This window comes from Acinetobacter sp. ANC 3813 (assembly GCF_002135435.1).
Taxonomy (GTDB): Bacteria; Pseudomonadota; Gammaproteobacteria; order Pseudomonadales; family Moraxellaceae; genus Acinetobacter.
The window spans coordinates 20,674-46,243 of sequence record NZ_NEGK01000013.1; the positions used below are offsets into that span (position 1 = coordinate 20,674).

The following is a 25,570-nucleotide window of genomic DNA, read 5'->3' on the forward strand; positions in this document are numbered from 1 at the left end:
ATTTTCGGATTGGAACTCACTCTATTTCCAAGTACAATACAGCGCTAGTCGAGGGATGCTGCGACTTTCTTATAGGCACTAAATATAAGATCGCTAGGCTCGACCATCGGTATTCTGCTCTGAATCACCAAAAACGGCATCCGCGAACATACTGATCAATTTTTTAATATAGGAGATCGTAATGAACGCGGTTAATGCTTCATTTACAGATTACAAAGTTGCTGACATCACTCTAGCTGATTACGGCCGTAAAGAAATCAAACTTGCTGAAGCAGAAATGCCAGCGCTAATGGGTCTTCGTAAACGTTATGCTGCGGCTAAACCGCTTGCTGGCGCGAAAATCCTTGGCTGTATCCACATGACGATTCAAACTGCTGTTCTTATTGAAACACTAGTTGAATTAGGCGCTGAAGTTCGTTGGACATCTTGCAACATCTTCTCTACTCAAGATCACGCTGCCGCTGCAATTGCTGCTGCTGGTGTTCCTGTATTTGCTTGGAAAGGCGAAACTGAAGAAGAATATAACTGGTGTCTTGAACAGCAAATCAATGTAAATGGCACACCTTGGGATGCCAACATGATTCTGGATGATGGCGGCGACTTAACACTGCTTGTTCACGAAAAATACCCAGAAGTGATTGCAAAAATCCACGGTGTAACTGAAGAAACGACTACAGGTGTTCAACGTCTGTATGAAATGCTTCGTGATGGCACTTTAAAAGTTCCTGCGATTAACGTAAACGATTCTGTAACGAAGTCTAAAAACGACAACAAATACGGCTGCCGCCACTCATTAAACGATGCAATCAAACGCGGTACAGATATGCTTTTATCTGGCCGTCGTGCACTTGTAATTGGTTATGGCGATGTAGGTAAAGGCTCTGCACAATCACTTCGTCAAGAAGGTATGATTGTACGTGTAACTGAAGTTGATCCAATCTGTGCAATGCAAGCATGCATGGACGGTTACGAAGTTGTATCTCCATACAAAAATGGCGTGCAAACGGGTAAGAAAGAAGACGTAAATGCTGATCTTCTTCAAAATACTGACTTAATCGTAACAACAACGGGTAACTACCACGTTTGTGATTCAGCAATGCTTGATTCATTAAAAGCAGGCGCTGTGGTTTGTAACATCGGTCACTTTGACACTGAAATCGACACAAACTACTTACGTGGTTACAAGTGGGTTGAAGTTAAGCCACAAGTTCACCAAGTTTATCGTTCAGAAGACGAAAACAACTACTTAATCCTTTTATCTGAAGGTCGTTTGGTTAACCTTGGTAATGCAACAGGTCACCCATCACGTATTATGGATGGTTCTTTTGCCAACCAAGTATTGGGTCAAATGCACTTATTCGCTGAGAAATTTGCTGATCTTCCAGAATCTGAAAAAACTGCGAAAATCCGTGTAGAACTTATTCCTAAGAAATTAGATGAAGAAGTTGCTGCAGCAATGGTTGCTGGTTTCGGTGGCGTATTGACGACTTTGACTCAAGAACAAGCTGATTACTTAGGCGTTGCTGTTGAAGGCCCGTTCAAAGCTGAGGCTTATAAATATTAATTGACCCTCACCCCATCCCTCTCCCATAGGGAGAGGGTGACGGCTTCGTTAAATTGAATTCAAGATTAAAATCATATCAATTTAAATAAGCTGGGTGTTTAACCCTGCATAATTCAGTAATGAATACTCCTCTCCTGAGCGAACTTTAAGCACTGCTTTAAAGTGAAGCGCAAGAGAGGTCAGGGAGAGGGTAAACAAACAGTATTTATAAAAAAGGATTTGAACATGTCTAAACAGATTCCTATTTCGTTTGAGTTCTTCCCAACCAAAACTGATGCTGGTGCGGAAAAACTTAAAGTTGTACATCAAGAACTTCAGTTGCTTAATCCTGAATTTTTCTCTGTAACATATGGTGCAGGCGGCTCTACCCGTGAACGCACATTATCTACATTGAACGATTTTAACGGTAAAGGCACACCTGTTGCGCCTCACCTGTCTTGTATTGGTGACAGCAAAAAACGTATTGCTGAATTGCTGGATTTATATAAATCACAAGGGATTGACCGTATTGTTGCACTGCGCGGTGATTTACCGTCGGGTCAAGTTGGCTTAGGTGAATTGCCTTATGCAACTGACCTTGTACGTTTCATCCGTGAACACACAGGCAATCACTTCAAAATTGAAGTTGCAGCTTATCCAGAAATGCACCCGCAAGCGGACAGCTTTGACCTAGATATCAAACGTTTCTGTGACAAAGCCAATGCAGGCGCTAATGCAGCCTTAACACAGTTCTTCTTTAATCCAGATGCATACTTCTACTTTGTAGAGCGCATTCAAAAAGAAGGTGTGAACATTCCTGTTGCTCCAGGCATCATGCCAATTACCAATGCAAGCAACCTGATTCGCTTTGCAGACGGTACAGGCGCTGAGATTCCGCGCTGGATCCGCAAACAGCTTGCAACCTATGGCGATGACACAGCGTCGATCAAAGCCTTCGGTCATGAAGTGATTGTAAAACTTTGCGAACGCCTCATCGCTGGCGGCGCGCCAAGCCTGCATTTCTACACCATGAACACCACAGATCCAACTCGTCAGCTTGTTACTGACCTTGGCTTAGCTTAAACCTCATTGCACGAGTAATATTCAATGCCCCGTTTTTTTATTGAAGCTGATTTAACTGTTGATACGGTTGTCGAATTAACTGAAACAGTCTTTCATCATTGGGTCAAAGTCTTACGTGCGCAATCGGGTGAAAAAGCCACCTTGTTCAATGGACAAGGCGGTGAATATGAAGTGCAGCTGACCGATGTTCAAAAAAAGTCAGCTGCAGTTCAAGTCCTTACATTTAATCCAGACAATCGCATCCCTGCTTTTCACGCTTTGCTTGGCCAAGTCATGAGCAAAGGCGACCGAATGGACTACGCCATTCAAAAATCGGTAGAACTGGGTGTTTCTGAAATTCAACTGCTCACTTCTGAGCGCTGCGAGATGCGCTTAAAGTACGACCGTGACCAAAAGAAACTGGATCACTGGCAAGGCATTGCAATTGCTGCCTGCGAACAATGCGGCATGAATATTGTGCCAAAAATTCTTGCACCGATCAGTTTAGAGAAATGGCTTGCAACAGAATTACCTCAGACTAAACTTGTCCTAGCGCCGAATAAAGATGAGATTAATGTATTAGCAGATGCAACTGCCAGAATTGCACTGCTTATTGGCCCAGAAGGCGGTTTAAGTGAAGCTGAAATTCAGCAAGCAAATCGCGCTGGATTTAAAAATTGGTGTATTGGTTCACGTATTTTACGCACCGAAACAGCGCCAATTGTTGCATTATCAATTCTGAATTACAGCCTAAAAGTTTAGTTCATCTGAATATTATATTTTTGTATACAATTTGATTGATTTTTATGCCTAAGGTAATTAGTCTTAATCGCAGCAGATTAAAAATATGCAATGAAAACAATAGCGTTTGGACTACAAGAAAAAAAGCTAAAATTAATACACTGATATAAGGCCATTATATTGATGAGAGATGATCAATATGTCTTCATAAAGCAGTATAACCATGCTGCCCAAATTGAGAATACACTGCGTTTGAGCCGTTATTTTCTCATTAGTATTCTTATTATCTGTCTTTATATCTTTTGCATTTACCAAATTTATTTCAACAGATCAGATTTATATTTTAATGTCTGGTTTATTACGATTGAGTTATTCAGCAGTTTTTGCTGGCTCATTAGCACCATTTATTTTAAACCGCAGCAATACAGCCTAAAAATGGCGCATCGCTGGCTGCAATTTCAGTGCTTCAGTGTGGGCAGCCTGATCGCCGCCGGCATTTTTATACTTTATTATTATTTACCCGCTGTAAATCCAAACTTCACAGATATTCAAGCATTAACGGTATCAGCCCTCCTGCTGATCGTGACTCAAACCTTTGGCCTGACGTATTTAACCCAAAAACTGAATTACTTCTGTTTGGCATTTTTACCGTCAATTGTGCCTTATCTGGTTTCGCAGTTTGTTTTAATTGAACAAACCAACCCTTTATTCAGCCTCACCATCAATTTTGCCTTAATTGTCATTTTGCTTTGTGCCACAACGTCTTTTCGCATACACCGCCGCATTTCTACGCTCTATGCCAAAAACAGCCTGCTGGTCCGCGAGGCAGAACAGCAAGTGGTTTGGACGGATGATTTGTGCAAGCAGCTGAAAAATGAAATCAATCATTCCAAAGATATTGAAATGCAACTGCAGCTGAACAATCAGCTCTTGGAACAAAAAGTCAAAGAGCGGACTTTTGATATTGAGCAAATGAATAAAAACTTGGAGGATCAGCAGCAGAACCTACAGCTGGCGCATGAAATGGCGGGTCTGCGGCCTTGGGATTGGAATATTAAAGAACGGAAAATTTCCCTTACCAATAATCATAAAGAAATAACCCAGCGCGGCTCAAAAGAACATCATCATCAATTGCTGCAAACCATACATCCAGATGATGTGATTTCATTTAAAGATGCCATGAAACAGCATCTTCGCGGGCAAAATGACCGCTACGAATCCACGTATCGTGTGCAAAACAATCTGACAGGTAAATGGAGCTGGGTGCATGATATTGGCCACGTCATTGCGCGTGATCCAAAAACCAACCGCCCAATCCGTATGGTGGGTATCCGCAGGGACATTCATCAGGAACGTACGTCTCAGGAACGTTTAAAGTTAGCTGCCAGCGTGGTTGAGCAAGCCGCAGAAGGCATATTTATATTAGATGCAGAATTATGCTTTATCGATGTGAATCCATTCTATGAGCAGCTGACGGGCTTTAGCCATGAACAAATCATGGGTAAGCATATCTTTGATATTACAGAAAATTATAAAACTAAACAGCGCAGCATACACTCAAGCATCCTGAAGCAAGTTCATCAGAATCAGCTTTATGATGGTGAAATTGCAGAGAAATTTCTTTCAGGCAAGGAATTGACGCTATGGATGCATATTAATGCCGTACTGGATGATCAAAGCCGTGTAACGCACTATATAGGCATTGTGTCCGATTTGACGGAGCGCAAACTGCAAGAACAACGCCTGTCATATTTAGAAAATTACGACACCTTAACGGATTTGCCTAACCGTTTTTACTATAACTATCAGCTGCATCAGTACTTGGTTTCACAGCAGGATTCCATCAAGCAGCTGGCTGTTATTCGCCTGAATATCGATAGATTCCGTCCGCTGAATGAGTATCTGAGCAATAATGGCGGTGATGAACTTTTGCGCCAAGTTGCGCAGCGCCTGCGTCTGACCAATGCTGAAGCCTTATTTGTTGCGCATCTCAACGGTGATGATTTCTCTATTGTGTATGAAATTTCACATATTCGCCCCTCAGTGATCGAGCATTGTGAACGCGTAGCAAAAGCATTTACCGTACCCTTTAATATTTTCGGTCAAGATCATGTGATTACCTTGTCTATGGGTATTGCGTTCTATCCTGAACATGGCCGTCAGCTGGACTATTTAAACAACTGCGCAGAGCAAGCGCTGACTGAAGCCAAAAATTTAGGCGGCAACACCATCCGCTTATACTCCAATGAAAATACTGCCTTGCTCGAACAAGGCATTTTCTTAGAGCGCGATTTGCGTAAAGCCATTCAGAGCAATGAACTTGTCGTGTATTACCAGCCAAAAATAAATTTTAGAGGCAAAAATGTCTATGGTTTTGAAGCACTGGTGCGCTGGAATCATCCTGAAAAAGGCATTATTCCGCCAGGGCTATTTATTCCGCTTGCGGAGCAAACCAGCCTGATTTCTGATATTGGCCGTATTGTTATTCAGCAAACGGCAAAACAGATCAAGAAATGGAATCAAATGGGCTTTAATAACATTTGTGTCTCAGTCAATGTCGTTGCGCAGCAATTGCGCCGCGGTCAGCTGCTGACAGATTTAGATGCCGCTATTCAAAATAACCAGATTTCAGGCACAAGTCTTGAGTTAGAAATCACAGAATCCTCTTTAATTGAAAACTCAGAATCTGTGAAAAACTTATTAAAAGAAATCAAAGACCGTCAAATCAATATTTCACTGGATGATTTTGGAACTGGCTATTCTTCACTCTCCTATCTGGCTGATTTTCCAATTGATGTATTAAAAATAGACCGCAGCTTTATTTCTAAAATTGGGCAAACTAAACAAGAAGCGATTGTGAGCGCTATGGTCGCCATGGGCAAAGCGATGGGCCTCACAGTGGTTGCAGAAGGAATTGAAACACAGGAGCAGCTGCAATACCTGCAAGATTTAGATTGTGACATCGCCCAAGGTTACTTCTTCTCTAAGCCGCTGCCAGAAGCCGAAGCAACCACTTATTTAAAGCAAAATCTGCCCGCTCCTACTTATACATACTTAATATAAGTCAAACGGATCTAGGAATAAGTTTGTTGGAAAAAGGCACTTTAGCGACTGGGCTAAGTGTCTAACAAGTGATATATTCAAGCATAATTTAGAAACACCACCCGCATTTTTGGGCAACTCAGAACAAACGAGATACAGATGGACGATCAATCTTTAAAACAGCAGGCTTTGTATTATCACGAATTCCCAACACCGGGAAAAATCAGCGTTACTCCAAGCAAACAATTGGTCAACCAGCACGATTTAGCTCTCGCATACTCTCCAGGTGTAGCAGCACCATGTTTAGAAATTGAACGTGACCCATCAACCGCAGCGCTTTACACAGCACGCGGCAACTTAGTTGCAGTAGTCAGTAACGGTACAGCCGTACTTGGCTTGGGCAACATCGGTCCTTTAGCATCTAAACCAGTAATGGAAGGTAAAGGCGTATTGTTCAAAAAATTTGCTGGTGTCGATGTTTTTGACATTGAAATTGCAGAAAATGATCCAGACAAAATCGTTGATATTGTTGCAGCGCTAGAGCCTACTTTTGGCGGTATTAACCTTGAAGACATCAAGGCGCCAGAATGTTTCTACATCGAGCAGAAACTTCGCGAACGCATGAATATTCCTGTATTCCATGACGACCAGCACGGCACATCAATTATTGTGGGTTCTGCACTGCTCAACGCTTTGCAATTGAACGGCAAAAAAATTGATGAAATTAAAATTGTTGCTTCAGGCGCTGGCGCAGCTGCGCTTTCATGCTTGAATTTGCTTTGCGCGCTAGGCGCAAACAAAGAAAACATCATTGTTGCGGATTCACGCGGTCTATTGACCACTAAACGTGAAGGCTTAGATGAATCTAAAAAAGCGTATGTACAAGACATCGAAGGCTCACAGCTGGCGGATGTTATGGAAGGCGCAGACATGTTCCTTGGCCTTTCTGCAGCAGGCATTTTGACCAAAGAAATGGTTAAAGTAATGGCTAAGGATCCGATTATCTTTGCACTTGCAAACCCAGATCCTGAAATTCTGCCAGAACATGCACACGAAGCGCGCTCAGATGTCATTATGGCAACTGGCCGTTCGGATTATCCAAACCAAGTAAACAATGCGCTGTGCTTCCCTTACATCTTCCGCGGTGCGCTGGATGTGGGTGCAACCACCATTAATGAAGAAATGAAGATTGCTTGTGTGCATGCGATTGCACGCATGGCGCATGTTGAAGCTGACGCAGCGTCTTATGGTGAAAAATCTGCTTCATTTGGCCGTGATTACCTTATTCCGCGTCCACTAGATCAGCGCTTGATTCTAGAAATTGCGCCTGCAATTGCGCAAGCAGCCATGGATTCTGGCGTAGCAACACGTCCAATCCAAGACTTCTCTGCTTACCGTCAGCGTTTGTCTGAGTTTGTTTATAACTCAGCATTCATGATGAAGCCAATTTTTGCACAAGCGAAAACAGATCCGAAACGCATTGCTTATGCGGAAGGTGAAGATTTACGCGTACTTCGCGCTGTGCAGATTGCAGTAGATGAAGATTTGGCAAAACCAATTTTGGTTGGCCGTCCTGCTGTAATCGAAGCGAATATCAAAAAATTAGGCCTTCGCCTTGAAGATGGTGTGAATATCACAATTGTCGATCAAGAAAAAAACCCTGATTACGATAAGTTTGCAGAAGATTACTACAGCATCATGCAGCGTAAAGGCGTTACACCTGAATATGCGCAGCGCGAAGCGCGCCGCCGTTCTACACTTATCGCGGCAATGCTTGTTCGCCATGGTGTTGCTGACGGCATGCTGTGCGGTACATATTCAAGCTACGACATTCACTTAGACTTCGTCAGCAATGTGATTGGTCTAAAAGAAGGCCGCAATAACTTCTTCACGCTGAATGCATTGATGCTTGAAGATCGCAACCTGTTTATTGCTGATACTTACATTAACCGTAATCCAACAGCTGAACAGCTTGCTGAAATGACTATTTTAGCGGCTGAAGAAGTACGCCGTTTTGGTATTACACCGCGTGTAGCACTGCTTTCACATTCAAGTTTCGGTTCTGACCAGCATGATCCAAGCGCGCAAAAAATGCGTAAGGTTTATGATATTTTGTCAGAAATTGCGCCTGAGCTTGAAGTTGAAGGAGAAATGCATGGTGACGCCGCGCTGGATGAAAATATTCGCCATTTCGCATACCCGAACTCACGTTTCAAAGGTTCTGCGAACTTGCTGATTATGCCTAATCTGGATGCAGCGAACATTTCATTCAACTTATTGAAATCAACATCAGGCAGTAACGTGACTATTGGTCCTATTCTGCTTGGCGCTGCAAAACCAGTTCATATTTTAACACCTACAGCGACAACACGCCGCTTAGTGAATATGACTGCTTTAACTGTTGCAGAGATTCAAGAAAACGAGAAAAGCGCACTGTAATTTAGCTCGCTAGATCACACTTTGTGACTTGAGAAAACCTCTATTCTGTTGCATGATGGCTTCAAGAATAGAGGTTTTTTCATGCAAGTTTATTTAGTAGGCGGTGCAGTGCGTGATCAGCTGCTCGGACACCCCTATCACGAAAAAGATTATGTTGTTGTCGGTGCAACGCCGGAACAAATGCTTGCTCAAGGCTATCAGCCCGTGGGTAAAGATTTCCCTGTTTTTCTACATCCTGAAACCAAAGATGAATACGCGCTAGCCCGCACGGAACGCAAGTCTGGTCACGGCTATCACGGCTTTGAATTTTATACCGATGTCGCGGTTACCCTTGAACAGGATTTAATTCGCCGCGATTTAACCATTAATGCCATCGCAAAAGATGATGACGGAAATTTATATGATCCGTATGGCGGTCAAAAAGATTTAGATCAGAGGATTTTACGCCATGTATCTGAAGCTTTTGTAGAAGATCCATTACGAGTACTGCGCATTGCCCGCTTTGCGGCCCGCTATAAAACTTTAGGCTTTAAAGTTGCAGATGAAACTTTAGCGCTGATGAAAGAACTGGCTTCATCAGGTGAGCTAGAAGCGCTGACACCAGAGCGTGTCTGGAAAGAAACCTCTCGCGCACTTATGGAAGATCATGCAGACGAATATTTTGAAGTCCTGCGTGCATGCAGCGCTTTAAAAGTTCTGTTTCCAGAGATCGATGCGCTATATGGCATTCCTCAGCGCCCTGAGTATCATCCTGAAATCGACTGCGGTATTCACACCATGATGTCGCTGCAGCAGGCTTGCCGCGCTAATTATTCTTTAGATGTGCGCTTTGCGGTATTGGTGCATGACTTGGGCAAAGCCTTGACTCCTGTTGATGAACTTCCGCGCCATATCATGCATGAAGAGCGCGGCATAAAGCCTGTGACAGAAGTCTGTGACCGTCTTCGCGTGCCGACCATTACTAAACAATTGGCCTTAGCTGTTTGCAAAGAACATTTGAAATGCCATCAGGCGCTTACGTTAAAACCTGGCACTTTATGGCGTCTGCTGCAGCGTTTGGATGTTCTGCGCCGTCCTGAACGGGTTGAAGCCTTTGTACAAGCTTGTGAATGCGATTCCCGCGGACGTCTCGGTTTAGAAGACCGTGACTATCCTCAATCGCAGTATGTGCTGGATGCAATGCAAGTTGTGCGCAGCATTAAAGCACAAGATTTGCCGCCTGAGATTCAAGGGCCAGATATTGGTGAAATGCTGATTGAGCGCCGAATTGCAGCGCTTGGCGTTTTAAAAGCTCAATACACTGCTCTTGCTGATTAAGCATATTCTGAAATAAAAAAGCTCCTTTGGGAGCTTTTTTATTTTTGGCGAAACAGTAATAAAGATGCAAAAAACATAATAACAACGTTAATGTTCATCGTTTTTGCAACAATCTTTACAGTCAATCTGCCAATAAAACATTTATGCTCGAACTTAACAATGAAGCAGATACTATATGCAAGCCTCTATACGCCCATTGCAATTAAACACTGATCTTAACGACATTCACCGTCTTACCCAGCAACTTGGTTATGAAATTGAGCTTGAACGCATTCAAAAGCACTGGCAACTCATTCATTTAGATCCGAATTATCAAACATTAGTTATCGAGTCTAACGTTCAGGTCATTGGCTATGCAGGATTGATCAAACAATACAGCTGGGAATTTGAGGATGGTTTTATTCGGATTCAGGCTTTTGTTATTGATGAGCAGTATAGAGGTCTTGGCTTAGGCAAAACGCTGATGCAGGCTATTGAAAAAATGGCGATCAAACAAGGTTTAAAGCGTATTTTACTCAACAGCGGCAATCGTCCAGAACGCTATGCAGCCCATGCTTTTTATAAAAATTTAGGCTTTGAAGCCTATAGTTTGGGCTTTACGAAATACTTAAAGTGATCGGCTCATTTTGAAATCAGCCGATCATTGCTTAAGAATTAAGACACATCTGCAGGGAAAGTAATCACTTTTTCAAGCTTCATTTGCTCATTCGCAACCATCAATAAACGGTCTATACCTAAAGCAATTCCTGAACATTCAGGCATATTCGGCAAGGCGGCCAAAAGATATTCATCCAGCGGCATCACATGCAAACCAAGTTTTTCACGCTCATGGTTATCCGCCTCAAAGCGGCTGCGCAGCACATGAGCATCTATCAGTTCATCATAGGCATTTGCCAGCTCCAAGCCTTCAATGTACAGCTCGAAACGCGCCGCAACCAATTCACCATCTTCATCAATACGCGTCTTTGCTAATGAGGCCAATTCAGGCGGGAAATCCGTCAAAAAAACAGGGGTATCAAAACCTAAGCTAGGTTCAACAAAATGCGAAAATAGCAGATCTATATAGCCTAAACGGTCATCACCTAAATCTAGATTCAAACCCACTCGATTACAGCAGTTTTTTAGTTCTTGCAGTGTTGCCTGCAGCGGGTTTAATTCCAACCGATCCATAAAAGCATGCTTATAACTTAAGATGGTTGGACGGACTGCCCCGAAGCGCTGCGCTAAAGTTACATTCAGCAAGTCCGTCACTTCAAACATTAAGTCTTTCAAGCTAAACCCTGGACGGTACCACTCCAGCATGGTGAATTCACTGTTGTGCTTTCGACCATGTTCATCATCACGGAATACTTTGCAGATTTGATAAATCGGTCCGCTGCCGCTGGCAAGTAAACGCTTCATGGCAAATTCGGGTGAAGTCTGCAAATAATGCGTTTGTTTTTTTCCTTGTACATGACGCTGCGCCTGTACTGAGGCTAAATAGACATCTGTCACACCCGCTTGTGAGAGTACTGGTGTTTCTACTTCCAACACTTCACGCTCAGCAAAAAACTGGCGGATTTGAGCATACATTTTTGCACGCGCACGCATGGCTTTTAAATCACAGCTTGGCTGATATTGAATTCCAGACTGGCTCATGCTTTAGGCCCTCCATGCGCAGCCCATTCACGGCGCAGCGGATAGGTTTTACGCAAGTAATCAAAGGCTTTTTGATCGACTTTGCCATCCTTTAAGGTGGCTCTTAAATTTGCATCGTCACGGGCAATATCATAAATTTCGGCTAGATGCTGTTTCAATACCGCCTTTAATGGCTGATTGGCAAATAAGGCATCGCAAACAGGCAATTGCGTTTCAAAACGTTTTGTCGCCGTATGTTCGAATGTTTTGCAAAATGCGTTATAAATCATCTGCGTACCGCGCGCTTTACCTTCTAAGCTATAGCCTGCAATATGCGGGGTAACAATCGTAATCAAGTTTAGTAAAGCTTCAGAAATTTCTGGTTCGTGTTCAAAGACATCTAGCACGACCTGACGCTGAGTCTTTTGAATGTCTGCAATTAAATCTGCTTCTGCAACCACTGGCCCGCGTGCAGAATTAATTAATATGGCTTCTGGCTTCATCTGAGACAACGCATCTGCATTGATTAAATGATAAGTCGGATGCTCACCAGATTGAGTCAAAGGTACATGGGTTGAAATTGCATCTGCGTTTTTTAATAATTCGGCTAATTCAACTTGTTTTACATGTCCACGCTGAACAAACGGGTCATAGCCAATCACATTCCAGCCCAAAAGCTGTGCCATGGTGGCCAAACGTGAACCGACATTGCCTAGACCGACAATTCCTAAAGTAAACGCTTCATTGGCGTCCAGCAATTCAGGCTTTAATTTTAATAATGCTGTAATCACATATTCAGCAACCGCCTGCGCATTGCAGCCCGCCGCATTTGACCAAGCAACACCTTGTTTTTCAATGGCAGGAATATCGAGATGATCAGTACCAATCGTTGCACTGCCGACAAATTTCAATTGGGTATTGTCAATCAATGCAGCATTCACTTTGGTCACTGAACGCACCAGCAGCGCTTCAGCATCCTGCACATCATCATGCGTTAATGTACGGCCAGCCTGATGCTGAATATCACCAAATTCGGCAAAAAAATAATCGGTAAATGCCAGATTTTCATCCGCAATGATTTTCATAACAGCATCCAAAATATTACTGCAGCAATGATAGCGCTTTTATGGGCAGAAGCACTATTCATCTTTAAATACCCTGAGCACCTTTTTCAAATAAATATAGCAACAGACCTAGTGTTTTAAACACTTTATACAGTGGTCCCTGCAAGCTAATTTATAAGTTTTATGTAAACCTTAGCGTATTGATTTAACACTTCCCAATAGGGCTTTGCTCAGGCACATTTGCGCATGCACAAACCCTCTAAATGTATAGGTGACTCCGCATTGCTGATCAACTCTGCAATAACCATGGCACTGCCGGCAGCCAATGTAAAACCTAAACTGCCCTGCCCAACATTTGACCATAAGTTGCTATATTTTGTGCGCCCTAAAATAGGCGGCCCTTTCGGAGTAGAAGGTCTTAGCCCGCTCCATTCAATTGCGGTATCTACGCCGTCTAGATCAGGAAAAGTTTTTTTCACCGTATGCTTCAAGGCAGCCATGCGTTCTTTACGAATGTCGACATGCTGATAGCCAATATCCACCATTGCCGCAACCCGCAGGCGGTCTCCCAATTTGGCATAGACAATTTTATTGGCATAATCCGTCACGCTAATGCTTGGCACAGCATGCAATTTCTTCGGAAACGGCACAGTTAAGCTATAGCCTTTAAGCGGATACAGCGGCACAGAAATACCCGCCAAATCAAAAATTGCGGTGCTGCCATTGCCTGCAGCAACCACGAACTCATCCGCTTCAATTCTTTTTTGGGATGTTTCCAAAGCTGAAATTTTGTTATCTTGCGCAAAAAAATCTGTCACTTTATGTTCATACAGACATTCAAAATCTGCTTGCGGTTCCATCGCTTTATACAATGCCAAGCAGAATTTATAACAATCGGCAGTTTCATCATCTGGCGTGAATATTGAACCTGCCAATTCAGACTCAATCCCCTTTAAAGCAGGTTCTATCGCTACTGTTTCAGCACTATTCAGAACTTGCTGAACTGTAGGATCGATATTAGCACTGGCTTTTTTAAAGGTTTGTTCATCTCGATGAATAACCATCTTGCCCGACTTTACCCAGCAAAAATCATCCAGCTGATTCCGCCATTTTTTCATAATAGTTTGACTATAAAGAGATAATCGCAAAATATGGTTTCCATTCACCACATTATCTTTACGGTTGCAGGCAAATAAAAACTGCAGCAGCCAAGACCACTGAAATGGAGAAATATTCAATTTAAAATTTAAAGGTGAATGCGCTTTGCCCAGCCATTGCAGCGCCTGAATCGGCACACCCGCATCAGCCAAAGGAGCCACGTAGCGGTAACTGAGCTGACCGCCATTTGCGTAACTGGTTTGACAGCCCACTTGGTCATTGGCTTCTACTAGCGTCACTTTGTGACCCGACTGAATAAGTGCATAAGCTGTGCTTAAACCGATTACACCGCCCCCAATCACCACTATATGTTTTTTCATGCCTACTCAGCTTCATTTATAAAACCACTTCATTAAAGAAGAAGATTCATGCATTAACAAATGAGTATTTGAGCACCAGTCATAACCTTGAGTTAAGTGATGGAGTAATCTTTCCTATATCAGAGCGAATCAATTCAATGAAATTTTCAACGGCTTGCGTGGTGCTGACACTGGCATTTCGCAAAATATAAATAGTGGTATGCATGCTTGGACTCAAATTATGAATCATCTCTTTAGGCAAGGAATAAGCTGCGGTATAAATGTCTGTAATACTGCAGCCGATGCCCTGCCGCACCAGCTCACTGGCCATGTAATAGGTCTGCACACTGGCAATGCTGTCATTAAATTCACGGTGTTTAGTCAGGACAGACATGAGCGATGATGCGTCGGGCTGAATCCAGCGTTTTTCATCGATAGATGCAATATCTTGAGCTGATTTGAGTTGTTTTGAGTCAATATATACCAATGGAACATCCAAAATCGGCGTCGCAATAATGCCGTGCTGCGTCTGCGGCTCAAACGTTACGGCAAAATCAATTTCCCGCTGCAGCAGTTTCTGCTCCAGTGACTGAGTATGATCTGTGCCAATATTTACAAACACTTCAGGATATTTTTTTAGGTATTTCGCCGTCAGCTTTGGTATTAGGCTTAAGCCTAAACTCGGCAGGCAGCCAAGGCTAATTTTGCCCTGCGGATTTTTGGCTAAATTATGCGTCAGCTTATTTAATTTATTGATTTGCTGATAAATTGGCTTCACTTCCTCATATAAAATATATGCCTCATTGGTCGGCTGCAGTTTCCCTTTAATTCGCTTAAATAACGAAAAACCCAAGCGCTGCTCGGCATGTTTCAGCAATTTACTGGCGGCAGGCTGTGATATGCATAGTGATGAAGCCGCTTCAGAAAGTGATCCATAAAGCATGATTGCATAAAACATTTCAAGGTGGCGAAGATTCATAATGACGAACATAACTATGAGTTATAGCAAATCTATTAGAGTTGATTGCTTCATGTCAATAAAACCTCATGTTTTGACGTCTGCATCAATAACTAGCAGCTAGGGAGTATTCTGCTGTTTGACTCATCCACTGCATCGATCGTTCCAAGCCGATGGAGGCAGCAAAATACTGCATGAAGCCAATGATCCTCACGAGTTTTCCCCTTGCACGCTATATCAGAGTTTTGCTGTTCCATATTTGAAGTGAATCGAAATAGGGAAATTAAAAATACTGCCTATAACGTAAAAATGCCCTGCAAAGCAGGGCATTTTTTTCACTATTTATTATTGCATTCGAATGCCAAAGTAGAGCGACTTTTCTTCTGCAGGCAGTAAGGTGGAAAATACGGTTTTTACTTTTGAACCGTCGTCCTGCACTGCTTCACCGCTGCTGGTCAGCGGCAATACGGCTCCTGATTTCCAAGGCATGGTATACGCTGGATACATATCATTTACTGCCACATTGCTCAGCTTAGAATCGCCTAAATTAGTGACTGAAATACGGTAAATTAAGCAATCCGCTGCACTCAACGTTGCGCTTTGCGTACTGTAAACTGCATTTTTTACCCCGTCTGCAGTAATAGAACTGCAGGCTGCGCGTTTGAATTGCGTTTTTACCACTTTCAGCTGGTTGGAACCCACGGTAATGGTGTCTGTATTGGATAAAACAGCCAGTGCAGTTTTTTGACCGGTATTATCTGGTGTTGCCGAAAGCTTCACTTGACTGCTCATGCCATTTAATGCATTCGCTGGCGCTTGTACTTTTACCAGTAAAGCAAGTTCGGCTTTGGCCAAAATATTAAAGCTCTGCGTGCTGATCGCAGTATCCGCGGCATCTAAAACACCATTTTTATTGCTGTCTTCAAATAAGCTGTACAAGAAATCATCTGCACGCACCGGCGTTAAATTCAACTTCACGCCTTTCTCTTCAATCACGCCCTGATTAATCAGGCGATGTGAAAATACATATGTACCGCCCACATTAATCTGTGCAGACTGGTCATTCACCAATTCCATTAAACGCTGCTGTAAATGATCTGAAGTCACCGCATCTAAAATGACATCGCCTAAGCCTGTCTGCAACGATTCAATCGCAAACCAAATATTGGTCGAAGCGGATGCAGAAGGCAGTACCGTAATCACAGCACAAACGAAAGCCGTCTGATTGGCCGCCACATTCATTTGTGTTATTTGCTGGCCGCTGCTCCCAGCTTTACATTGCGCAGAAGCCAATTGAAAAAAATCGACTTTTAAACCTGATGTAAATGGCGTAATGCTGCTGCTGACCAAGGCAGAATTATCGCCTGCGCTTAATACTGGCGTGACTGCAGTGCTTGAGGCATAGAGTTGATAATCTTGCGCTGAATTGCTGTAATTTTGAATGGTCAGCGGAAAATAGACTTTCTTGCTGCTGTCTGCATTTTGCGTAATTAAGGGCGTAGTGCCTGTCCTGCCTTCTTTTGCAATATTAAACAATCCCACGCCAGTTTCTGTTACCGCTGCGGCGGATTTAAAATTGGCTAAATCACTTTTATTATAAATGGGATTTTGCACAGTAGACGTATTGTTAGCAGGATTAAAGTCTGACATCGCTGTGGTTTCAATGGTTGCTGTATTTTCAGCAATGCCATTTGAAGATGTATCCGTCACCAATAAATTTTTGACAGTAAAGCGGTATTTCGCTTTGGCTGGAATATCCCCCAAAGCTAAACCTGTGCCCGCGGTAGTGCTCAATAGGCTTGTAAGCGCATTGGCATCTGTCCATGCAGCTGGGCAGCTTTTACTTGTGCCGGTGGTTAAATCTTCACAGACTAAACTGGTCTGTGCTGTACCAGAAGTCACGCGCTGCAAATTTTTAAAGCTGTCCCGAAGAAAAATACTGTCTGCTTGCACATCAGTTTTATTTTCCACATCCAAAGTATAAGCCACCAATCCATCTTTGATGACTTTAGAATCACTTGTCAGCGCTTTTACTACTGAAAGATCAACGTCATCTTCTTGAATTTTCAAATCAAAGCTTATAGCAGGCTGGCTATTGCCGCATGCACGCAAAGATGTTGCGATGGCATTGCTCGCGCTGTCGAGTGCAAAGGCAAATGGAACGGTAATATCTGCATTGACTGTGGTATTTCCTAAAATACCAATCACCAATCCATTGACCGTTACCCCTTGGGTATAATCCAAAGCGCTATTGTAAACAGGCGTATAATTAAACGTCACCGAGTTTGGGTTACTCGTCTCTAAACCGTCACTACTATTTAGAGCTGTCAGAGAACCATTCGCGGCCTGCTTATATAAAATATAATTTTTGCCGTATACCGCTTTTGTACCGCTATAGCTAGAAGGATATTCAATTTTGAACTTCAATGTCGGCATATCAGCTTGGCTTAGAATCTGCCCAACAATATTAAATGGCACAGCTTGCTGCTTACCTGTAGTGGTATTGCTGCCTTCATAGTATTTATTTGAATTGGCGCTGAATTCTACTGCAGGTTTTAAGCCTAATTGAATATCATCAATGAAGTTACCTAAAGTGGCATTTGAACCAAATCTTGTAGCATCAAAAATAAACTGATAAATGCCGCTCGCAACAGTCACTTTTGCTTTTGCTCCAGTTGCATTTGCATTTTTCCACTCAAATAAACTTGTTACTGGCTGGCTGGCGCCAATAGTTTGATTAATTGTAAATGAAAAACGATCTGCCGAAACTTTGCCAATATAAAATGTGGTTTGTTCATTTGTATCTGAACGGGCAGCATGCCTAAAATTCCATGAAAACTCTTCATCTTTAAATAAACAAACTGATTGGTAAAGCGCAGAACGAGCGCTTGCATTTAATTCCGCATATTGATTTATTGGTGATCCATTATTGACAGTATTCCAAGCAGTATAACTAGTTGGTGCAGCTCCGCGGCCGCGCCAAATTTCAATTAGCTTAGGAGCCGAATGTGTTGTCAGCCAGCCATCAACAGCACTTTCTGCATATTGCATTGTCGTGCCATTCGCTGAGAGGGCAGGCTGATTAAAACTTAAATTGACAAAACTGCGCTGAATTTGCACTTCACTGCTGCTGGCTGCCGCATCTGCAGCATTCACATGTGAAATAGAGCTTGATGCAAAAAGTGAAAATGCCAGAGCGCGAACCCAATATTGCTTCATCGTCATCTTATTTCACCTTCACTTTTTGAGCGTCTGACTCTACTTGTAAATCTTGCCACTGGGGTTCAATGCGCAGCTCTCTATCATCACTCAGCTGAATCACTACACGGCGGCTTTTTGCCTGTGCAATTTTTTCATCTACATCTGTTTCAAAAGCCTGCGCGCCTTTGGCAACAGACTTGATCCGCTGAACATTTACGCCTTGCGTCATTAAATACTGCTGAACAGCATTGATTCGGCGCTGCGCCAACTCGAAGTTATATGCTTCACTGGCGCGGCGGTCGGTATAACCCAGCAACTTCACATCAAGCAAGGGCTGCTGTTTCAAAACGTCTGCTAAGTGGTGCAGCATACTTTGGCTAGCTGCGCTCAACACCGCACTGTTTGATGCAAAATGTACAACATTATGAACTACTTGGGGTGAATCAATTGCAGTTTTTTTTAGCATAAGCCAATAATCTGAATTTACACCGCGACAGCCCCGCCCATTCAATTCAGCCAATGTTGGCCAAAACTTATTTAGTTCGCCCGTATTCACCGTTGAAAGATTTGATTGCTCTGCTGCTTGATGCAGCGCTTGCTCCGCGGCTCTAAAGTGTTCATTGGCATGCCGCCAGCCCATTTCACAATATTCTGCTGCCGCCCATACCAGCATGACTTCTGCATGCGCCACACTTTCTGGCGCCTGCGCTAAAGCATTCTGCTCCTTCAACCATTCAATTTGCTGCCATAAATCACGGCGCATCACTTGCGAAACGCTTAGAATAGGCGTGGTCAATGTTAAAGGCTGTTCTGCTTTCAGCGACTGCATAATCACTTGCGCCTGCTGCAGCGCTTCCTTGCCCGCAACTGTTAAGCTGGTTTCAGCATATTCATGCTGTGCATATGCCAGCCACATTTTAGCTTTATAAAGGTGATAACGCTGAATTGCATCTTTGGGCTCAAAAGAAGCCGAGTCTGCAGATAGTTCATCAATTTCAGTTTGCACTGAGCCTATATTGGCTGTACCCGCATGTGCCCAGCCCGCACCTATCAACAAACCCGCCAGCAGCCATGATCGAATTCTCATGATTATCGCTCCTGACCTGACTCTAGAGATAAATTACTGTGCGCAGCGCGGCGGCCAAATAAATCTTCATCAAATTTGAATCTGAATCTAAGATACGCGCCCTCACCTGTTGAACTGGTATTTGCCAATTCATCATCCTGGTAACCCAAAAAGTTATAGCCTGCAGATACCCAAAGATTGGTGGCCAGCAAATAGCCGAGCTCTGCACCCGCTAAGTAGCGGATACCGCCGCCATGATTCGCCCATAAGGCACCTGTCTGCAGGCTGAAATCCCACTTCTCATTTATATCGTAAATTACGCGACCACTTAACAGCTGTGTTAAAGCATTGCTGCTAATGCTGTATTCATCCAGTTCTGACCATTTTGCGGCATACTGCCCAGACAGCATCAGTTTACGTTCTGGATGATAATTCACATGCGCAGAAGCGACATAAGACTGGCGTTTAAACTCAGATTCTAAATCGGTCGCATTGTCTTCATAGTAGTATTCAAATTTAGACAATAAATCGAATTTGTTCTGTTCCGCATCGCGCCATGCTAAACCCAGCTGGAAGCGGTCACGCAGATGATCCCCTTGGTCTTTATTGTCTATAAAGTTCAGGGTATTTTTGGTCAGCACAGTTGCCACTTCTGACAATTTATAGGCATATGCAATCGAGTTTAGCAATGTATCCGAACTGTCAGAGCGGCGGCCTTCAATACGTGTTGTCGCTTTCCAATTGTCTTTAGCTAAATACTCTAAGCCTAAGCTAATTGCTGTTGCATCATTGCCTGTATTTTCAGCTTTTTGCGATAGAGTCTGGATACGCTCAAAACTGCTGCTCACGTATACACGCGGCTTAATCTGCCAGCGGTTGCGTAAACCCAACGCCGCTTCCGCTTCACGGTTAGACATACCGTCTGCGACCCGGTATTCGCTGAACGCAGAACCGTCTTTCATATAATTGCTGGAAATACCAAATACGGTGCTGTTGGTTTCTTCCGTGGTATTCATGGAATACAGGCCATCAATAGCAGAAATCAATTCATGACGGGCATACAGTTCAGTATTTGGCAGTACTTTTACTGTTCCGCCCACCGACAGCACTTGCTTCTCAGAATCTGACAAATCCTGTTCATATTCTGCAAAAGCCGTTGCGCCCTTCCACGGCAGTTTACCTGTAAATTTAATGCGGCCCGTGGTGCCTTTATATGCGCCTAGACCATCAGTGGCTACCGTTGCGCCCTTTTCAGTTTCATCATAAAAACGCAAGCCCAGCTCTACCGCCAACACTTTAAATAAATTGCGTTCTAAACTTGCAGAAAGGCCTGTACGGATGCCAGCATTGTTTTGGTCTTCTGTACGGATGGCTTCTAAACGTGCCAAACCTACTTTTTCAACAGGCACAGATGCTTTAATGCCGCTTTCTTTTCTGCCTGCACTGATGGTCGCTGCATCGTTTTGAAAACCTGCATCCGCCTGCTGATGATAAGCGCGCACATTGGCAAAGCTTGGCGTGTACTCAAATTCAACACGCGCCGCTGTACCATCATTCTGATTAGATGCTTGGCTGTTGATTTCTGTCAGCTGATCTGCAGTGCTATCGGTGTTTTTAGACTGCGCAACTTCTGCAATGAATTTGCCGTGCTGACCAACTTTAACCACAGTATTTACACTGGCAATTTGCTCTTCTTGCAAAGGATCATTGCTTTGGACAAAAGAACCGCCGATTTTCATATTGTCTTTGAGGGCATAGCTGAAGCTTAGGCCGCCAACTTCATACTCTTCACCAATTTCATCTGCTTCTACCGTAATGCGGATGTAATTTGGGTTCAGATCTTTGTCTACACTGGCAACAGACTGTTTTAAATAAATGCTGTTGCTATAGCTGTCAATTTCATAATCACTGAAACGGGTCAATGTTTGCTTGGCAATAATCAGTCCAGGATTATTGCGGTCACGGGTCAGCACTTCAACTTTTTCACTGTTTTCTAAGATCAAATCATTTGCAATTGAACCCAAGCTGTATGGGCCAGTAATGCCCATAGCGCGGTTTTCCGTCACAATTTGGCGTGACTTGGTTTGCGCCGCAAAGGCAGACGCTTGCAGCTTATCCCCATCATGCCCCAGCTTAATACCGGTTAGTGAACGGTTATATTGGCCTAATGCCAGCCCCTCATCTTTTTCTGTACGGGTCATATAATCGCCATACATGGCATACGAACGGCCTTTGTCTAAACGCACGTATAATTTGCTGGTCGACTGCGCCTCGAAACCTTTGGCTGCGGCATCGCCATAGACTGGATAGTATTCATCTGGCTGAATATCGCGGAATAAGCGCTGTTTCGAGCTTTTGTCTGAATCATAAGCCAACGTCAGCAAGTAGTCGCCTTTCACTTTGCCTTTAATGAACATAGCCGCGCGGCCAGTAACCGAATTTCCACCCCAATCTGCCAGCTCATTCAGCTCAGTTTCAAAGCCGTCATTTTTATTGACGCTGTGCAGCTGATTGCGGTCAAACTGATTAAAGTTGATTGCGCCTTCAATTAAACCCACAGCCACTAAAGGACGCAGATCGGCTTGAAATTGCAGATCAATTTCCTGCGACATCAGACCGCTTGTGACGCGCAGCTTGCCGCGGCCGGGAACATTCGGCGCAATGACAGGCACAATCATTTCACCGCCTTCAATAAAGGTTTGAATGCCCGGTTCGCTCGGATTTAAATCCGGCAGATCGATGAGGCCAAGATCGCTTTCTAAAGTCAGCGCTGTGCGGGTTGCAGCTTTAACGCCGTGCTGATCCTGCAGCTGTATCGCAATCTGCAGTATATCTCGGCCATTGGCCATCACAGGCTGAGCAGCCTTCAGCTGAAGTTTTTTGATTTCACCCGGTACAATCACATTCACGCTTTGGCTTTCACGCACATTGCCAAAAACGTCCAGCTGCTGCACTTGAATCGTGTTTTTGCCTTCCCGCAAGGCCACGCCCACATATTCAACGCCCTGCTTACGCAGTTCATCCAATACTGCCAATTTGCCGCGCTGCTTGTCCTGAACCGCCGCGCCATTGACCAAAATTTGTAATGTTGCGCCAGCCGCGCCTTGTGCCTGAATAGACGTTTGCGCAAAGGGTAAAATTTGCCCCTCTTTCAAATTCAGGATTTCTAGCGCATTGCTGTCACTGCGTTTTAGGTATTCTTCTAAATTGACTAAAACAGGCGGCTTGACTGGATCAATAGCCAATTGCATTTTAGATGCTGCCGAATCTGTTTCACGGTTCAGCAAACAGTTCTGATCATTGTCATTTGCCAAGCAGCCTTGCGTGTTTTCATTGCGGATGCTGCTTTCAATAAACGATGGCGCATCAATCGACAATTGCTTAGTCACCGCTTTTTCCAAATTGAAATTGCTTTGATTAATTTTGTCTTGGCGTTTTTGAATCATCGCATTTAAAGGCGCAGAACATTCGCCTGCCTGATCAGCAATCGCGAAATCAGCACGATGCAGCTCACTACGTTTCACATCCACAAAACGGCTCGATGGATCACCGGCATTGCGGTTGGATTGAAGAATCAATTCACTGCCTGCAGGCAAAGTAGTTCGGTCTAATTTTAATACATGTGTTTTAGGCGAAATGCCGTAAAAGTCATATTTCCCTTCATGGTCGGTAATCACATAACTGCCGTCTTCCATGTACAGGCGCACGCCCGGTACGCCTAATTCGCCTGCGTCCTGCATGCCATTGCGGTTGCAGTCTGCATAGACTTTACCGACAACAAAAGCATCTGCGCCGAACACTCCAGCACGCACTTTAATTTTAGCCTGTGCCTCATTTGAGCTTAAACCTGCCGCATCAACTGCCCGCGCACGGTTAATCCCGTCGCCATTTAAGGCATTTGGCCCAACCAATACGCGGTATTCAATTTTTGCACTGCTATTGACTGCCAAGTCCCCTAAGCCAAGTGTTAAATACGGCCCTTTGCCGCCTAAAGGGTCAGACACTGGCTTACCGTCAACTCGCATGGTATTTGGCACATAGCTGAAACCGCGCGGCAGTGTATCCTGCAATTTAACATCGCGCGCCAAAATATCGCTGTGATTGGTCACTTCAATGCTGTAATTGGTAAAATCACCCAATTCAACACTGCTGTCCAAAGCGGTTTTTTTCACCATCAAACCCGACTCGGTTTGCATCGGGTCAAGCGGAATATCAATATTTAATGCAGGGCTTATAGCGGAAAGATTGAAAACGCCGCCATATGAATATGCTGAATGTACTGCCATGCCATTGAAAGATGAAATCGGATACAAACCCTGATCGCTGGCAAAAGTATAGTGTTTGCTTGCAATGGTCGACGTATCAATTAAAAACTTATAATTGCCTGGAATCACTTGCGGGTAAATAAATTCACCTGCCGCATTGGTGACTTGTTTGGCAGGAATTGATTTTAATTCACCAGTGCTGCGGTCAATTTCAAATGCAACATTGTTGCCAACAGGCTGATCATTTTCATCCACCAAAATGACGGTCGCGCCTGCAATCGGCTGCAGTGTTTTAGCATCAAAAACAATGCCATATGGATCAATTAAAACTTGAGTAGACACATCTTGGATTGAGCCAGCCACCTGTCCTTGCGCATCAAGGCATTCAATCAGGCTGACATTCACTTCATCGCGCTTCAAAGTCTGCAGCTTTGCATCTGCTAAATTCTTTTGCGCATTTTCTTCAGTATCAAAGCTGAATTGGAAAATGCCGGAGTTCACATCACTTTCCAGTGCTGAAACCACCAAAACATCGCCTGTTAATTTGGACTGGATTTGTACACGCACCTGCTCTTTTTCAAAACGGTTCGCATTGCACATCGCCGCATTGGATTTTAAATAAACTGGCGCATTGACTTTGCCCGAATACAGGCTGTTTTGAAAATCTGCTGTGGTACTGTCAATGGTTGCCTTGCCCAGCACCTGTGTTGCAACTTTATTTGAAACTGTTTTTTTATCATTCTGAGCGACATTATGTAAAACATAGGCTTCGTTGACTAACGTTGCCGCGCTTAAATCCGCAGCAGTTTTTACTGTCAGTTTGATAACGCTTTTTTGCCCTGCAGCAAAAGGCTTGTTGTAGCCCATGACCGCATAATCAACTTTGCTTTTGTCTGCAGGAAATGCAGTGGAATATTGGCCTTCCGCGATTTTATATAAAGCCACAGCTGATAGATCATGTTCTGCAGATTGAATGTCTTCAAAAACAGTATTGGCAGGCAACGGATCTTCAACAATCACCCACGGTTCTTTTTTACCATCAACCATGACTTGTGCAGGTGATACCGGCAAAGATGCCGCATTCGTCACGGTCAATGTATAGTTAATGCGCTGTGACTGATGATTTGCTGTCAGGCGCTGCTGATCAACTTCTTTTTCTATTTTAAGTTTCGGCGTATAGACCGCAACTGGATCTAGAACCGTTTTTTGCTGTTCAGGCTCTTCACGAATTTGCGCCGTCAGCGGCAATTCTAAAGTCGACTGGTCTTTGGTTTGCAGCGATGTATCTGCAATCACCCAAAGATAAACGGTCTGATTGGGCTGCAGCTGCAAGCCATTTGTAATTAAAGAATCTGAAACATCGTAGACACCGTCTTTATTGGCATCGATGTAAATTTTGACATTTGTTAAATCATTGATTGATGCAATTTTAAAATCAAACCATGCATCGGTATTGCTGGTATTGGTAATTTGATTCAGCCAAACAACTTTCGAGCCTGCTTCCACCTGTTTTAATTGATCTGGGAAAAGCTCTAAGCCATAAAATTTAGCCACTTCTATATTTACAGCATTAGATTGGGTGGTCCGCAGCAATTGACCGCCATTCAAGTCACTGACTTCATAACTTGCATAAGCAACGTTTTGAATCACTTGACCTGCCATTGGCATTGCCGCATGACCTTGTTGTGCAAAAAGCAAAGCAGACGCAAAAGCAGATGCAGAGAGCGCATCTATTTTTACATTCATAACTTTATTATTTGACATAACCCCAACCTAAAAAAAGAAATACAGAAGAACG

14 protein-coding genes are annotated in these 25,570 nt (G+C 43.6%); 7 read left to right on the forward strand and 7 right to left on the reverse strand.

The genetic code is table 11. The features are described from left to right. The first annotated feature begins 181 nt into the window (after positions 1 to 181). The 7 genes from ahcY to B9T34_RS16620 all read left to right on the forward strand — a co-directional run bounded on the left by ahcY (position 182) and on the right by B9T34_RS16620 (position 10,760). Positions 182 to 1,564, forward strand: coding sequence for an adenosylhomocysteinase (gene ahcY, locus B9T34_RS16590; protein WP_086214250.1), 1,383 nt, complete (start codon positions 182 to 184; stop codon positions 1,562 to 1,564). A gap of 225 nt (positions 1,565 to 1,789) precedes the next feature. Then, complete coding sequence (metF, locus tag B9T34_RS16595) at positions 1,790 to 2,626, forward strand: methylenetetrahydrofolate reductase [NAD(P)H] (RefSeq protein WP_086214251.1); 837 nt, start codon at positions 1,790 to 1,792, stop codon at positions 2,624 to 2,626. Positions 2,627 to 2,650: 24 nt separating this feature from the next. After that, positions 2,651 to 3,367 (forward strand): 16S rRNA (uracil(1498)-N(3))-methyltransferase, encoded by a 717-nt coding sequence (locus B9T34_RS16600; protein ID WP_086214252.1) that lies wholly within the window; start codon positions 2,651 to 2,653, stop codon positions 3,365 to 3,367. 162 nt (positions 3,368 to 3,529) lie between these two features. Further along, positions 3,530 to 6,409, forward strand: a complete 2,880-nt coding sequence (locus B9T34_RS16605) for a GGDEF domain-containing phosphodiesterase (protein ID WP_086214253.1) — start codon at positions 3,530 to 3,532, stop codon at positions 6,407 to 6,409. 138 nt (positions 6,410 to 6,547) lie between these two features. After that, a complete protein-coding gene (locus B9T34_RS16610) occupies positions 6,548 to 8,827 on the forward strand; it encodes an NADP-dependent malic enzyme (protein ID WP_086214254.1) in 2,280 nt (759 codons plus the stop codon). Between the two features lie 81 nt (positions 8,828 to 8,908). Beyond that, positions 8,909 to 10,144 (forward strand): multifunctional CCA addition/repair protein, encoded by a 1,236-nt coding sequence (locus B9T34_RS16615; RefSeq protein WP_086214255.1) that lies wholly within the window; start codon positions 8,909 to 8,911, stop codon positions 10,142 to 10,144. A gap of 175 nt (positions 10,145 to 10,319) precedes the next feature. Then, on the forward strand, positions 10,320 to 10,760 hold the full coding sequence (locus tag B9T34_RS16620) for a GNAT family N-acetyltransferase (protein WP_086214256.1): 441 nt from the start codon (positions 10,320 to 10,322) through the stop codon (positions 10,758 to 10,760). 38 nt (positions 10,761 to 10,798) lie between these two features. Here B9T34_RS16620 and epmA read toward each other — a convergent pair whose 3' ends face one another. The 7 genes from epmA to B9T34_RS16655 all read right to left on the reverse strand — a co-directional run bounded on the left by epmA (position 10,799) and on the right by B9T34_RS16655 (position 25,536). Beyond that, positions 10,799 to 11,782 (reverse strand): EF-P lysine aminoacylase EpmA, encoded by a 984-nt coding sequence (gene epmA / locus B9T34_RS16625; protein WP_086214257.1) that lies wholly within the window; start codon positions 11,780 to 11,782, stop codon positions 10,799 to 10,801. Beyond that, a complete protein-coding gene (locus tag B9T34_RS16630; RefSeq protein ID WP_086214258.1) occupies positions 11,779 to 12,846 on the reverse strand; it encodes a 4-phosphoerythronate dehydrogenase in 1,068 nt (355 codons plus the stop codon). The genes epmA and B9T34_RS16630 overlap by 4 nt, the downstream gene beginning before the upstream one ends. Before the next feature lie 209 nt (positions 12,847 to 13,055). Then, on the reverse strand, positions 13,056 to 14,303 hold the full coding sequence (locus tag B9T34_RS16635) for a D-amino acid dehydrogenase (RefSeq protein WP_086214259.1): 1,248 nt from the start codon (positions 14,301 to 14,303) through the stop codon (positions 13,056 to 13,058). Between the two features lie 79 nt (positions 14,304 to 14,382). Next, the gene (locus B9T34_RS16640) at positions 14,383 to 15,261 is read right to left on the reverse strand and encodes a LysR family transcriptional regulator (protein ID WP_086214292.1); all 879 of its coding nucleotides are present in this window, start codon (positions 15,259 to 15,261) and stop codon (positions 14,383 to 14,385) included. Positions 15,262 to 15,585: 324 nt separating this feature from the next. Continuing rightward, positions 15,586 to 18,465: a DUF11 domain-containing protein gene (locus tag B9T34_RS16645; RefSeq protein WP_228147473.1), complete on the reverse strand. Its 2,880-nt coding sequence runs from the start codon at positions 18,463 to 18,465 to the stop codon at positions 15,586 to 15,588. A gap of 1 nt (position 18,466) precedes the next feature. After that, positions 18,467 to 19,528 carry an OmpA family protein gene (locus B9T34_RS16650; RefSeq protein WP_086214260.1) on the reverse strand — a complete coding sequence of 354 codons (1,062 nt, stop codon included), beginning with the start codon at positions 19,526 to 19,528 and terminating at the stop codon, positions 18,467 to 18,469. 2 nt (positions 19,529 to 19,530) lie between these two features. Then, positions 19,531 to 25,536, reverse strand: coding sequence for an SdrD B-like domain-containing protein (locus B9T34_RS16655; RefSeq protein WP_228147474.1), 6,006 nt, complete (start codon positions 25,534 to 25,536; stop codon positions 19,531 to 19,533). Between the last annotated feature and the right edge of the window lie 34 nt (positions 25,537 to 25,570).

What these genes read in the sequence shown, in the direction of transcription:
- ahcY (WP_086214250.1), top strand. Translation starts at nt 182, where the DNA reads ATGAACGCGGTTAATGCTTCATTTACAGATTACAAAGTTGCTGACATC.
- metF (WP_086214251.1), top strand. Translation starts at nt 1,790, where the DNA reads ATGTCTAAACAGATTCCTATTTCGTTTGAGTTCTTCCCAACCAAAACT.
- B9T34_RS16600 (WP_086214252.1), top strand. Translation starts at nt 2,651, where the DNA reads ATGCCCCGTTTTTTTATTGAAGCTGATTTAACTGTTGATACGGTTGTC.
- B9T34_RS16605 (WP_086214253.1), top strand. Translation starts at nt 3,530, where the DNA reads ATGAGAGATGATCAATATGTCTTCATAAAGCAGTATAACCATGCTGCC.
- B9T34_RS16610 (WP_086214254.1), top strand. Translation starts at nt 6,548, where the DNA reads ATGGACGATCAATCTTTAAAACAGCAGGCTTTGTATTATCACGAATTC.
- B9T34_RS16615 (WP_086214255.1), top strand. Translation starts at nt 8,909, where the DNA reads ATGCAAGTTTATTTAGTAGGCGGTGCAGTGCGTGATCAGCTGCTCGGA.
- B9T34_RS16620 (WP_086214256.1), top strand. Translation starts at nt 10,320, where the DNA reads ATGCAAGCCTCTATACGCCCATTGCAATTAAACACTGATCTTAACGAC.
- epmA (WP_086214257.1), bottom strand. Translation starts at nt 11,782, where the DNA reads ATGAGCCAGTCTGGAATTCAATATCAGCCAAGCTGTGATTTAAAAGCC.
- B9T34_RS16630 (WP_086214258.1), bottom strand. Translation starts at nt 12,846, where the DNA reads ATGAAAATCATTGCGGATGAAAATCTGGCATTTACCGATTATTTTTTT.
- B9T34_RS16635 (WP_086214259.1), bottom strand. Translation starts at nt 14,303, where the DNA reads ATGAAAAAACATATAGTGGTGATTGGGGGCGGTGTAATCGGTTTAAGC.
- B9T34_RS16640 (WP_086214292.1), bottom strand. Translation starts at nt 15,261, where the DNA reads ATGAATCTTCGCCACCTTGAAATGTTTTATGCAATCATGCTTTATGGA.
- B9T34_RS16645 (WP_228147473.1), bottom strand. Translation starts at nt 18,465, where the DNA reads ATGACGATGAAGCAATATTGGGTTCGCGCTCTGGCATTTTCACTTTTT.
- B9T34_RS16650 (WP_086214260.1), bottom strand. Translation starts at nt 19,528, where the DNA reads ATGAGAATTCGATCATGGCTGCTGGCGGGTTTGTTGATAGGTGCGGGC.
- B9T34_RS16655 (WP_228147474.1), bottom strand. Translation starts at nt 25,536, where the DNA reads ATGTCAAATAATAAAGTTATGAATGTAAAAATAGATGCGCTCTCTGCA.